At 42.7% G+C, this 13,283-nt stretch carries 12 protein-coding genes; 10 read left to right on the forward strand and 2 right to left on the reverse strand.

From position 1 onward, the window contains the following. The first annotated feature begins 238 nt into the window (after nt 1-238). Nucleotides 239-967 (forward strand): AzlC family ABC transporter permease, encoded by a 729-nt coding sequence (locus ON01_RS04655; protein WP_010529840.1) that lies wholly within the window; start codon nt 239-241, stop codon nt 965-967. Beyond that, nucleotides 964-1,257 (forward strand): AzlD domain-containing protein, encoded by a 294-nt coding sequence (locus ON01_RS04660; RefSeq protein ID WP_010529841.1) that lies wholly within the window; start codon nt 964-966, stop codon nt 1,255-1,257. Before ON01_RS04655 ends, ON01_RS04660 begins: the two co-directional genes overlap by 4 nt. Before the next feature lie 97 nt (nt 1,258-1,354). Here ON01_RS04660 and ON01_RS04665 read toward each other — a convergent pair whose 3' ends face one another. Next, nucleotides 1,355-2,221, reverse strand: a complete 867-nt coding sequence (locus tag ON01_RS04665; protein ID WP_010529842.1) for a cation diffusion facilitator family transporter — start codon at nt 2,219-2,221, stop codon at nt 1,355-1,357. 224 nt (nt 2,222-2,445) lie between these two features. Between ON01_RS04665 and ON01_RS04670 the strand changes: the two genes are divergently transcribed. The 3 genes from ON01_RS04670 to ON01_RS04680 all read left to right on the forward strand — a co-directional run bounded on the left by ON01_RS04670 (nt 2,446) and on the right by ON01_RS04680 (nt 5,468). Further along, entirely contained in the window at nt 2,446-3,645 is a 1,200-nt protein-coding gene (locus ON01_RS04670; protein WP_010529843.1) for an MFS transporter, read from the forward strand. A 98-nt stretch (nt 3,646-3,743) separates the two neighbouring features. After that, entirely contained in the window at nt 3,744-3,977 is a 234-nt protein-coding gene (locus ON01_RS04675; RefSeq protein ID WP_010529844.1) for an IDEAL domain-containing protein, read from the forward strand. A 219-nt stretch (nt 3,978-4,196) separates the two neighbouring features. Beyond that, nucleotides 4,197-5,468, forward strand: coding sequence for an MFS transporter (locus ON01_RS04680; RefSeq protein WP_010529845.1), 1,272 nt, complete (start codon nt 4,197-4,199; stop codon nt 5,466-5,468). Nucleotides 5,469-5,723: 255 nt separating this feature from the next. On the opposite strand, the gene ON01_RS04685 is transcribed toward ON01_RS04680, so the two are convergent. After that, nucleotides 5,724-6,638, reverse strand: a complete 915-nt coding sequence (locus ON01_RS04685) for a zinc dependent phospholipase C family protein (protein WP_010529846.1) — start codon at nt 6,636-6,638, stop codon at nt 5,724-5,726. Between the two features lie 182 nt (nt 6,639-6,820). On the opposite strand from ON01_RS04685, the gene ON01_RS04690 reads away from it, so the two are divergent. The 5 genes from ON01_RS04690 (at nt 6,821) to fumC (ending at nt 13,204) form a co-directional block, all read left to right on the forward strand. Beyond that, nucleotides 6,821-7,528, forward strand: a complete 708-nt coding sequence (locus ON01_RS04690; protein ID WP_010529847.1) for a response regulator transcription factor — start codon at nt 6,821-6,823, stop codon at nt 7,526-7,528. Then, a complete protein-coding gene (locus tag ON01_RS04695; RefSeq protein ID WP_010529848.1) occupies nt 7,525-8,526 on the forward strand; it encodes a sensor histidine kinase in 1,002 nt (333 codons plus the stop codon). Before ON01_RS04690 ends, ON01_RS04695 begins: the two co-directional genes overlap by 4 nt. 105 nt (nt 8,527-8,631) lie before the next feature. Further along, the gene (locus ON01_RS04700) at nt 8,632-9,396 is read left to right on the forward strand and encodes an ABC transporter ATP-binding protein (RefSeq protein ID WP_010529849.1); all 765 of its coding nucleotides are present in this window, start codon (nt 8,632-8,634) and stop codon (nt 9,394-9,396) included. Next, nucleotides 9,371-11,266 (forward strand): FtsX-like permease family protein, encoded by a 1,896-nt coding sequence (locus ON01_RS04705; RefSeq protein WP_010529850.1) that lies wholly within the window; start codon nt 9,371-9,373, stop codon nt 11,264-11,266. Before ON01_RS04700 ends, ON01_RS04705 begins: the two co-directional genes overlap by 26 nt. Nucleotides 11,267-11,818: 552 nt before the next feature. Then, the gene (gene fumC, locus ON01_RS04710; RefSeq protein ID WP_010529851.1) at nt 11,819-13,204 is read left to right on the forward strand and encodes a class II fumarate hydratase; all 1,386 of its coding nucleotides are present in this window, start codon (nt 11,819-11,821) and stop codon (nt 13,202-13,204) included. Nucleotides 13,205-13,283: the final 79 nt, after the last annotated feature.

Raw genomic sequence — 13,283 nt, forward strand, 5'->3', positions numbered from 1 at the left:
GTCTGAATGTGTAATTCGAATTTTTCCTGCCAGGGGTTTCACCAGCTCCCCCGTCTCTGCTAGCTGCCTGGAAAGTCTTCTACTTTGCATTCACGGATTTCACTATTCGATTAAAATATTACTATACATGGTATGTTGATGAGTTGTCAATGTGTATTTTTTCTGAATTCAATCTCTTTTTCTTTAAGATGAAATAGGTTATAATTGGTTTAATTTTTATGCGGGGGAGGGGACGGGAATGAATACAGACGTATTAGAAAAGCAAAAATCATCCCCAAGACTCTACATGATTCGAAAGGGAATGACAGTGGGTTTCCCAATCATGCTCGGGTATTTGCCAATCGCCATTACATATGGGGTGTTGGCAAAACAGGCCGGGATGACATTGACTGAATTAACTTTAATGAGCGTGATGGTTTTTGCAGGCGCCAGTCAATTTATGGGGGCGAATATGATTGCTGTTGGCGCCAGCGCAGTCGAAATTATTGTTGCAACATTTGTCCTCAATTTCCGTCATTTTGTGATGAGTTTATCATTCATGAACCGGCTGCGGAACCTTAACCTGAAGTGGAAAGTGCCTTTATCGCTGGGATTGACGGATGAAACATTTGCCGTTTCGTCTTTACATACAAAAGAAGCAAAAATGGAAAAAGGTGCTTATTTTTATGCTGCCCTGATTTTAACAGCGTATTTTTCATGGATTATGGGTTCTTTTTTAGGCGGTGTTTTAGGTGAAATCATTCCTGAGCAATTAAGTCAAAGCATGGGCATAGCGTTGTACGCCATGTTTATCGGTCTTCTTATCCCGCCGGTGAAAAAAGAATGGCGTGTTGGACTCGTTGCAGTTATCGCCATGCTGATTAACGTTATTTGCAGCCAATTTATGAGTGAAGGCTGGGCAATCGTGTTTGGAACTGTGTTTGGTGGGTTAAGCGGCGTATTTTTGCTGAAGGAGGATGCGTCATGATTTGGGCTATTATTATCGGTATGGCACTTGTAACCATGATTCCAAGAGCAATACCGGCATTCGTTGTGGATAAGCTGCAGTTCCGTGATTGGGTGAATCGCTGGCTGAATGCTGTTCCGTTTGCAGCGCTGGGGGCGCTTATTTTTCCCGGTATTCTAAGTGTAATACCTGATCATCCATTAATTGGCCTTGTGGGCGGAATCGCAGCTGTGGCTCTGGCTTATCTTGGTTTGAATGTTATTTTAGTCGTCATCGGTGCGATTTTGACAGTGTTTCTGCTGACGATGTGATGAAGGTGTAAATGAAGGGTAGGACCAATGCGGCCCCAGTCTCCGTATTTTATGTGAATGGTGTCCCAGCCTCTTAATTGTGTGAAATGGCCCAGCTTCATTCATAAGGCTCTATATGAATGTGGGCGTAGGTTATATTATGTTTTTCCTGAAGAAAGTTCTCGATTTTTTCTGTTATGGCATGGCTTTCTTTTACATTTAAATTAGGGTTAACGAGAATGGTGACTTCAATAAATGTCTGGTTACCATGGATTCTTCCTTTGACATCCACCACTTTTTTGACTTCAGGGACCTTTGCAATACTGGCTTTAATTTTCTTGATTTGTTTTTCATCAAAACCATCCGTCAGTGTATGTGTTGCCTCTCTGAAAATACCCCATGCGGTTTTGCAAATGATGATGCCAACGATCAGACCGGCCAGCGGATCGAGCCAAAAAAGACCGAATTGTGTGCCGGTAATGCCCACAAAAGCACCAATACTTACTAAAGCATCTGAACGGTTATCCTGGGCGGCAGCGTTGAGAGAACTGCTGCCTATTTTTTGGGCAAGGGCTGCATTGTAAACATATACGATAAACATAACGGCTGCTCCTCCGAGGGCAGTCCACGCTGTGAGCATGTCGGGTCTGGCAGTTTCTTCTGTAAACAGTTGGTCAAACGTGTCGATAATAACTTGGATACCAACTGTTACAATTATAAAAGCCGCAAACATTGAAGCAACGGTTTCTGCCCGGTAATGACCATAATGGTGATCATCATCAGGCGGTTTCCTCGAAATCTTGAGCCCTATCAACACAGCGATTGAAGCAACAATGTCTGTCGTGTTGTTCAAACCATCTGCACTTAGAGCTTCGGAATTTCCGATCGTCCCAACGATCAGTTTAGCTGCAGCTAAAACAACATAAGCACAAATGCTGATCCAGGCACCTTTTTCGCCTCTCTTCAAATTATCCGCCTGATCCATTGAAAAGCCTCCATTACTCTTGAGCTGACCCTCAGTTCCTGCTATAGCTATAACAGTCTAACAAAGTTGTATAAGATGAGTCCAGAGAAACTTAAGAGGAGAAGGTTATATATTTTGGGATGATGGAAGTAAGTTTCCCCAGGTCAAAAAACAAAAAGAATAAATCTTGTCCGTAAGTAAATAGTAAATTTAGTGTGATTATATAAATAAGAAGGAGAAATATTATGAAGCAGCAACTTACGGAACAGGAAAAACGCTGGGCGGTAATATCATTGGCATCAATCCCGCTAATTATGACACTGGGAAATTCGATGCTCATACCAATACTGCCGGTTATGGAACAGGAACTGGGCATTTCAAAGCTGCAATCCAGCTATATTATTACGTCATATTCGGTTATCGCTATTTTTTTAATTCCTGTTGCTGGATTTTTATCAGATCGATTCGGCAGGAAAAAGGTCATTATTCCGGCACTGATCATTACTGGTGCGGGTGGATTGGTGGCCGGGCTGGCATCTCAGATGATGGCTAATCCTTTTTTAGTTATTTTGGCCGGGAGAATACTGCAGGGGATCGGTTCATCGGGGGCGTTTCCAATTGTGTTGCCGCTTGTTGGAGATATGTTTAAGGATGATAAGGAAGCGAGCACAACCCTTGGTATCATCGAAACATCCAATACGGTCGGGAAAGTACTGAGTCCGATTCTTGGAGCAGCACTTGCCGCTTTGATCTGGTATATACCGTTTTATTCAATTCCGGTGTTTTGTGCTGCCTCTGTCTTATTGGTTGCCTTTATGATTAAAAATAAGGGAGGAGAAGAAAATCAAACAAAATTCAAAGAATATCTCGGGCTTGCAAAAGATATCCTGAAAGAGCATGGCAGGTGGCTGTTTGCCGTTTTTATAATTGGTGCCATTTTAATGTTTATTTTATTTGGCTTCTTGTTTTATTTATCAAGTATCCTTGAAGAACAGTATGATTATGAAGGCATATGGAAAGGGATATTACTTGCTGTACCATTATTGGCATTATCGATTGCTTCATTTATAACAGGGAGAAAGATAAAAGATAACTTGAATGTTATGAAATGGGTTACTTTTATTGGAATCATTCTGACCGGGGCATCGGTTGCTGTCATCCCTTTCACTGATCATCCTTTTTATCTTTTGGCCATTTTCCTTGTTTGCGGAACTGGGATCGGCATGGCACTTCCGTGTCTGGATGCTTTGATTACAGAAAGTCTGGAGAAGAGTGTACGTGGTGTGATTACCTCGATATACAGTGCTATGCGCTTTATCGGCGTTGCGGCCGGTCCGCCAGTGATTGCAATCATGATGAAAGGCAATATTAGCTGGATTGCGAGTCTCCTTGCTGCTTTCGCCCTTATCGCAGGATTTCTGGGGTATCGGAACATTAAACCGTAAAGGACGCCCTCTAAAAATCTCAATTATCCAAAAACTTTTACTTGCAAATATTTAAATTATTTAGGATAATGGAAAAAAGGAACAAGGGGGTATGTTCCATGAAAAAGCAAAAACTGATTTATCAACTTTATCGTTATGCGGGAAAACCAATGAAAGCCAAAAGGGATGTTCCGTTTGAATTGAAGCTATCAGCACAATTAGTGCTCGATGAGATGTGTTTTACCTGGAATAAACAGACATTGGAATCTGCTATCAACCAAGCCATTGATACAGGTGATAGAGAGAGATTTGCTCAGTTATCTAAGGAATACAGACATTATATCTGGGAGTAGTGATTGCGGTTCAACAAAAAGCCTTGCCTGTGTCAGGCAGGGCTTTTTTTGGCGGCTAAGAAGGTATTAATTCTTTTTTATCGCATAAGTACAATTAAGGCTATCGTCATTAAAGCCTGGAGATAAGCCATGTTTTCTATAAGTTGAGTTATTAAAACTTTACTGATTATTAATACTGTTGCCTGGATAATCTGATATGCTGGGGAAGGGGGAGATGTTATGAAGCGTAAGACGAATCTAAGCTGGATGTTATATGATTTTGGAAATTCCGCTTTTGCTACAACCATTATGGCTGCAGTTCTTCCGGTTTTTTATTATGATGTGGCTGCTGTCGGATTGGAAGAAAACCTGGCAGAAAGTTATTGGGGATACTCCCAGTCAATCGCTGTCCTAATCGTAGCCGTTTTAGCACCGATATTGGGCGCTATCAGCGACTATTCTGCAGCCAAAAAGAAGTTTTTGCGTTTCTTCGCCTACATGGGTATGATCGCCAGTATTCTGCTGGCATTTGTGGGAGAAGGGGAATACATATTTGCTTCTGTTTTACTGATTATCGGAAACATTGGTTTTTCAGGCGCGAATGTATTTTATGATGCATTTTTACCTGATATTGCAAAAGATGAAGATGAGATGGATAAATTATCAGCAAGCGGCTTTGCATTTGGTTACATCGGTGGCGGTATTTTACTCGCAATAAATATTGTGATGATAACCAACTATTCATTATTCGGCATTCCCGATGCAACAACTGCGAGCCAGCTCTCATTTGCTTCTGTCGGGATATGGTGGTTCGTCTTTTCCATACCGCTGTTTAAAAATATTCAGGAAGAGAAACAGGCCATGTTAAAACGGGATAAGTCATATGTGGTAATCGGGTTTTCACGGGTGGTTAACACGTTTAAAGAAATCAGGCAGTTTAAACATCTGCTGATTTTTCTTATTGCTTTTTGGATGTATAACGATGGCATTTCAACAATTATTAGAATGGCAACAATTTATGGCCGTGGCATTGGTATTGATTCGAACTCTTTGATTATAGCACTACTGATAACCCAATTTGTCGGGATTCCGTTTACATTTCTCTTCGGTTGGATCGCGACCAAAATAACAGCGAAACGAGCACTTTATATAACTTTATACGCTTATGTCGGGATTGTCGTCCTTGGTTATTTCATGACGTCCGCCCTGCATTTTTATCTGCTTGCTGTATGTGTCGGTATGGTCCAGGGCGGGGCGCAGTCATTGAGCAGATCTATATATGGACGGATGGTCCCTGTTAATAAGCAGGCGGAATTCTTTGGGTTTTACGGCATCTCCTCAAAGTTCGCAGCCATTTTTGGGCCATTCCTGTTTGGATTCATTGGTCAGTTGACTGGGTCGAGCAGACTCGGTATTGTTTCCTTGCTGGTATTTTTTATAGCGGGTATCATATTGCTAAGGTTTGTTCATATTGAAAAGGGCGTTGAGCAGGCGAAGCAGTATGCTAAATGATCGCTGATTCACGGAATGAGTGTTATTGAACTTTTTGCGGTTGATATAAACTGCGACACAAACCAGAAGTTAGCGAGAATCTCTAACGACGCAGCTGGAATATACTCGCTTTCCGTGGGCTCACCAGCCGCCCTAAGGCGCGCGAAGTGTATTTCCGAAGCGACGTTATTCCACTCAACCTTTACGTCGCAGTTTATGGACATTGATCCCTTAGAGAATAAAAAGGTACGTGAAAGCAAATTCCTGTTTATTTTTTCACACAATTGGTTCACTGTATTTATTATCCAGGTTTAATGCCAATGGTTTTCCGGTATCATATGAAATGTTTCCGATCAGCTCACGAAGGTGCGCTTTGCTGGTGTTGTCACGTATGTTCCAATACGTAATCACTTCGGACATGATTTCAACACCTTCCGTCCAGGCTTGATTGTACAGATCGATAAAACTCTTTGTACAAGGTTCATTTGTTGCCGGATGGTACCAGGTTGTATGTTCTAAATTTAAATAATCAACATTATCCTTAATCGGCTGGTGTGAATAGGGTGCTACAAGCGGCTTTAGTAGTGTGTTCTTCCATCCGTATGGGTCAGCCAGTAGCTTTAGGGCTAATTTCATGTCCCGGTAAGCTTTTTGAATATAATGATTAGAATGCAGTCTGTTTACGGTATAATGGTCTTTAATAGCTGTATGAAGCAAATTAACAATGCTCTTATCAAGTTTGGCTCCCACATTTATTTCATTTGCCACGTTTGCTTTCCACGTTTTCAAATGATGATATTTTTCCATCATCAGTGTGTCTATCAGTACTTCTAATTTTTGGTGTTTACTTTCTTCATACCCTGAACGGTAGTGTATATACGGATGTGCATTGCGATCCAATATGTGGTGCGTCACGAACCCGAATATATATGCTTGAACCTGGTCATTTAGGCCTTTTCCTTGATCAATCAAATCCATCAGGAAATTCCCGCATTTTTCCTGGTGCATTTTCAACCCCAAATCGTTCACAGGATTAACTTGAATCCACGGCCAAAAATTATGGAAGAAAAATGGATCAGGTCCCTGTGCCCCCAGTTTCATAAATGCTTCATAATGCAAAAATGAATTTGGATTTTCAATCGAATCCATGACATTTTCACAAAACAGCATATGTGTCCAAATATTAGGCATAATGAAAATCCTCCTGCCTATATTTTCTTTCATATAGTATAAAAGAAAAATATCTAAAAAAATATGGAAATACTTAATAATTTGTGACAAAGTGTATTATTGCCGCTAACACGTGTTGTTCTGATGAATTTTGTTTAAATGGTATAATCAAAACAGAACATCGTGTGAAATGAGGGATGGACGTGGAAAAGATCATGATTGTGGAAGACGATCCGAAAATAGCCGATTACTTGCGGACTTTCATCGAAAAATATGGGTATGATGTCTTAGCTGCTGATGGCTTTGAAAACTTGATGGATTCATTTCGCCGGTTCGGCCCTGATCTGGTGCTGCTGGATATTAATCTGCCTCGTTTTGATGGGTTTTACTGGTGTCGGCAGATTCGTCTGGAATCGATTTGTCCGGTTATTTTCATTTCCGCCCGAACCGGTGAGATGGATCAAGTAATGGCACTGGAAAATGGCGGGGATGATTTTATCACCAAACCGTTCCATCCGGATGTGGTGATGGCCAAAATCCGCAGTCAATTGCGCAGGGCTTACGGAGAATATGCGGCAGGACGTCAGGAACGTATCCTGCAAAAGGAAGGGCTGAAGCTGTTGCCGGAGCGGCTTGAGCTCCGGTTTGGAGCTGATACAACGATTCTTACCAAAAAAGAATCGGATATTATTGAAAGCCTGATGGACAGGTATCCCCGTGTTGCCGGTCGGGAAGATTTACTGGAAAAGCTATGGGATGATCAGGTTTACGTGGATGAAAACACGCTCAATGTAAATATGACGCGGGTCCGCAAAAAATTTGAGGAACTTGGAATTACGAACGCAGTTGAAACAGTCCGGGGAGCAGGGTACCGGTTACATGTGACATGGGATGGAGTAGAGGAATCATGAAGCTGTTCATCAAAGATCATCAATTATTGATCGGGTTACAGGTTGTACAGTTTGGACTTGTCTTTCTTATTCTCTGGCTGGATGGCTATCAGGATATTCGAACGGTGTTTTATACAATTTTTCTGGGGCTTTTTCTATTCAGCTGTTATCTTGTATACCGTTATGTCACACACCGCGCGTTTTATAATCGGCTTGAAAAACCAATGGAATCACTTGAAGAATCGTTGCAGCAAACGGAACAGGCACCAATTGCCGAAGCGCTTGACCAATTGCTCAAATCACAGTACAGATTGTACGAGCATCGGATTGGTGAAACAGAGGCACGGAAAGAGGAACATATGACGTTCATTGATCGCTGGGTCCATCAAATGAAAACACCGCTTTCGGTCATTGAACTGACAGCCCAGGATCTAGATGAGCCGGAATCATCGAATATACGCGAGGAAACCGAACGCATTAAAACGGGGTTGAGCACTGTTTTATACGTGGCGCGTCTTCGTACGATTGAGGAGGATTTCCGGATTAAACCGGTCAAATTGGAAGACCTTGTTAGAGACGTGAACAGGGATAACAAGCGTTTTTTTATCCGAAATGAAGTCTATCCCAAACTTGAAAATGAACGTCCCGCTATCACTGTTGAATCAGATGAAAAATGGCTGCTGTTCATCATAACACAGCTGATTCAAAATGCAGTAAAGTATTCGGCTGGGATAAGCGGACAAATGATTATTTCACTGTATGAACGTGACGCATCTGCCATTTTTGAGGTGACCGATTTTGGTGTCGGCATCCCTGAAGAAGACCAAAATCGAATTTTCAGTGCGTTCTACACTGGAGAAAACGGCCGTAAATATAGGGAATCGACGGGCATGGGGTTATTTCTCGTCAAAGAAGTAACCGATTATTTGGGGCACAAGATTGAAATGGAAAGTTTCGTCGGCAAGGGGACAACTTTCCGTATTGTTTTTTCCCCAGCTCAAAACATTACATCAATGTAAGGAAAATGAAAGCTCAATCGATCGTTTGTAAGCGTTAAGGGCGATAAACTATAGACAGAGATAATTCGGGTGGCACTGTACACCCGCTGAAAGGGGTATAAAACTATGCTGCAAGTAAAAAATGTAAGCAAAGTCTATGAAGGAAAAGTCGCCTATCGCGCTTTATCAAACGTCGATCTGGGAATTGAGAAGGGGGAATTTGCAGCCATAATGGGACCATCGGGGAGCGGTAAGACGACGCTTCTGAATATGGTGGCCACTATCGATGAACCGACAACCGGTGAAGTTCTGATTGAAGATTACAATCCGCACACCCTCAACCGGAATGAATTGGCGAAGTTCCGCCGTCGTGAACTGGGGTTTGTGTTTCAGGAATTCAACCTGCTTCACACGTTGACCGTAGAGGAAAATATGGTACTGCCGCTCACCTTGGATGGCAAGCGCGTCAAAGAGATGAAAGAGAAAGCTGAGGAGATTGCTGAAAAACTAAGCATTTCCGGTATCATGAGTAAGCGAATCCACGAGATCTCTGGCGGGCAGGCACAGCGGGCAGCGATTGCCAGAGCGATGATTCATCAGCCGAAACTGCTTCTTGCCGATGAGCCAACGGGAAACCTTGATTCCAAATCATCCAAAGATGTTATGGGCATGTTAGAGACGCTTAATAAAAAAGAAGATACAACGATGATGCTTGTGACGCATGATCCCCAGGCGGCAAGCTATGCAGACCGGGTCATTTTTATTCGGGACGGAAGATTCTATTCAGAAATCCACCGCGGTAAAAGCCGGCAGACGTTTTTCCAAAGCATCATTGACACGCTTTCTTTGATGGGAGGGGATGACAGTGACTTTTCGTCAGTTCGCCCTTAATAATGTCATCCGTAACAAGCGTTTATATGCTGCCTATTTTTTGAGTAGCCTGTTCACGGTAATGGTCTTTTTCACATTTGCCATCTTCGCCTTTCACCCTGCATTCTTTAATGGAGGAATAAGAGCTGAAGTATTGTACGGTATGGCTGTTGCCGGGGGGATTATTTATGTATTTTCTTTTTTCTTTGTGCTGTATTCAATGAGTTCATTTTTACAATCACGCAAGAAAGAATTTGGCCTTTTAATGATGCAGGGGATGTCCACGAGGCAGATCCGGCTGATGGTCTTTATGGAGAATATGTTGATCGGTTTATTTGCAACCTTGATCGGTGTTTTGTTAGGTCTTGTGTTTGCCAAGGCAATTCTCTTGCTTGCAGAAAATGCTCTGGTTATTGATGAAACGCTTAATTTTTATTTTCCATTATGGGCCATTCTTGTAACATTTGTCTCGTTTATTGGCCTCTTTTTGTTCATTTCTCTGTTCGTGTCGTTCATTCTCCGGACTCGGAAATTGGTTGATTTGATCAAAGCGGACAAACAGTCGAAAGGTGAGCCGAAAGCATCTGTCATTTTGGCGATTCTTGCTGTGGCGCTGCTTGTTGCCGGTTACGCAACGGCTTTATATGTAAAAGGACAAATGGTTGTAATGGCCATGTTGCCAGTCATCATTGTGGTGACAATCGGAACATATTTATTGTTTACCCAAGTGAGCGTTTATTTGATACGGCGCTTGAAAGGCAGTAAGGGTATCTTTTGGCGGAAAACAAACATGGTGCTTTTCTCGGATTTATCATTCCGGATGAAGGACAACGCTCGTACGTTTTTCATGGTAGCGATCATTTCCACCGTTGCTTTTAGTGCCATCGGGTCATTGTATGGGTTTCAATCCTATTTGACTGGCGGATTGAAAGAAGCGAACCCATTTTCATTTATGTATGCCTCCTCAGAGGATAATAAGGAAAATGATATGGAAGAAGATGTTCGTGCCATTGAAGAGAAGATGGATGAGTATGACATAGAGGGCGAGTCAGGTCAGGTTGATTTGACTTATTTCAACCGAAATGATGGAGAAGTCTTGATAACCAGTGAGTCCGACTATAATCGTTTTGCAGATATGCTCGGGGAAAGAAAGGTAAATCTAGATAACGATGAGGCAATTGTCATTGGAGACAGCAATAGAGTACTGGCGCCCCAAAGTGAAAAGGACAGGTTAATGGATAGTCCTGTTGAATTGGCGGATGGCACAACCATACAGCCTGATCGATTATTGGAATCATCGCATGTGTTACCAGAGATGTATTCATACTATATTGTCAGTGATACGGCGTACGAAAGACTGCCAGAGCCGGATACTGTGGAAACATCAACCGCTTGGATGGCGGATAAGGGCCAGGAAGATGCATTGATTCAGGCGGGTGAAGCGATATTTAACGAAATTGGCGGGTATAATCTTGTGGCTGTTGATTATAGCCTTTATCAGATCAATAAAGTTTACGGTCCAATTCTGTTTATCGGTTTGTTCATCGGTATTGTGTTTTTTGTATCGGCTGGAAGCTTCCTATACTTCCGTCTGTATTCTGATCTTGATCAGGACAAGGATAAATTCAAGTCGATTGCCAAAATGGGTTTGACTGATAACGAACTGAAAAAAGTTATCAATCGGCAGACGGCGCTCCTGTTTTTTACACCGATTGTTGTTGCTTTGGTTCACGGAGCTGTTGCCCTGACCGCCTTGTCGCACTTATTTGATTATAATCTTGTTAATGAAGCGGCATTGGTCCTTGGTACATTTGCTGTGATTCAGATTGTTTACTTTGCGATTGTCAGGTATTTCTATACGAAGCAGATTAAGCGCTCGGTTTATTATTAGACCGTTTTCTAAATAGAATGTTGTATTTGACACAAAATCCATAAACTGCGACGTAAAGTTTGAGTGGAATAACGTCGCTTCGGAAATACACTTCGCTTTCCGTGGGGGCTGGTGAGCCTCCGCGTGCTGACGCACTGCGGGGTCTCACCTATGCCTCTGCTCCCACAGAAGTCTCCGTGTATTTCCTCCGCTAAGTTTTGTTCACTATATCTTGGTAAAACAAAATATTTTAAGACAGATAAAACTGGATTGCTTAACGCTTAAAAGCAGCTGGAATATGCGAGACTCCTGTGGGACAGCGAGCCTAAGAGACCCCACAGCGAGCGTTCTTTGCGAGCGAGGAGGCTTGTGGTGAGCCCACGGAAAGCGAGTATATTCCAGCTGTGTCGTTAGAGATTCTCGCTAACTTCTGGTTTGTGTCGCATTTTATATCAACTGGGGTGTCAGCCGGCATTCTGTGACAAAATCTCGTATTTCCGTTAACACTCGCTGCCATTCTTTTGTTACAATAAAATAAGTTATATCATCTTTTTACATAAGGAGGCAGTAAATATGGATTACCGGATAGAAAAAGATACACTGGGCGAGATGAAAGTACCGGCAGATAAATATTGGGGAGCCCAAACGCAGCGAAGCAAGCAAAATTTCCCGATCGGCGGCGAAAAGATGCCGTCCGAGGTAGTTCAGGCGTTTGCGATTCTTAAGAAAAGTGCTGCCAAAGCAAATAATGGTCTTGGCTTATTAGATAAACAAAAAGCAGATGCGATTGGTTATGCTGCCGATCAGATTGTTGATGGGAAGCTCGATGATCACTTTCCACTAGTTGTTTGGCAGACCGGGAGTGGCACACAATCCAATATGAACGTCAACGAGGTCATAGCGTATGTCGGTACAGAATGGCTGAAAGAGCAAGGCAGTGATGTGATACTTCATCCGAATGATGATGTCAATAAATCCCAGAGCTCTAATGACACCTATCCGACAGCTATGCATATTGCATTCGTTTTAAAATTGGAGGATCATGTTCTGCCTGCTGTAAAGACACTGAAAGACACCATGAATGAAAAGATTGAAGCTTTTCAGGATGTGGTCAAGATTGGCCGCACACACCTGCAGGATGCCACACCTCTGACACTCGGGCAGGAAATCAGCGGCTGGCATCGCATGCTGGAAAAATCAGAGACGATGATTTCCGAAAGCCTCGACTATGTCAGGGACCTGGCTATCGGCGGTACAGCTGTCGGAACAGGCCTGAATGCCCATCCTGATTTTTCAGAAGCTGTTACGAAAGCAATCGTTGAAGAAACCGGCAAAACATTTAAATCTGCACCGAATAAATTTCATGCATTGACAAGTCATGATGACACGGTTCATGTTCATGGTGCGCTGAAGGGTCTCGCTGCTGATTTGATGAAAATTGCCAACGATGTGCGCTGGCTGGCAAGCGGACCACGCTCAGGCATCGGAGAAATCACTATTCCAGCAAATGAGCCCGGCAGTTCGATTATGCCCGGGAAAGTGAATCCGACACAGCCTGAAGCTGTTACAATGGCAGCGACTCAAGTGATGGGAAATGATGCGGCAATCGGGTTTGCAGCAAGTCAGGGCAATTTTGAGCTGAATGTTTTCAAGCCGGTTATAGCGTATAACTTCCTCCAATCATGCCAGCTGCTGGCGGACTGCATGCTGTCATTCGATGAGCGTTGCGTACAAGGTCTTGAACCAGAGCTTGAACAAATTGAAAAGTATTTGCGGGATTCCTTGATGCTGGTGACGGCGCTTAATCCGCATATTGGTTATGAGAATGCAGCAAAAATCGCCAAAAAAGCATTTGCAGACAACACAACCCTGAAAGAAGCTGCTGTTGAGCTGGAATTGCTCACTGAAGAGGAATTTGAAAAATACGTTGATCCGAAAGAAATGACATATCCGAAATAATGTTAAACAAGCTCACTATCATCACGATAGTGGGCTTTTTAATGGCACTTGCAACTTTGCTTTTATAAGCAACAATTAC

Origin of the sequence: Lentibacillus jeotgali (genome assembly GCF_000224785.1) — a bacterium.
Taxonomy (GTDB): domain Bacteria; phylum Bacillota; class Bacilli; order Bacillales; family Amphibacillaceae; genus Lentibacillus; species Lentibacillus jeotgali.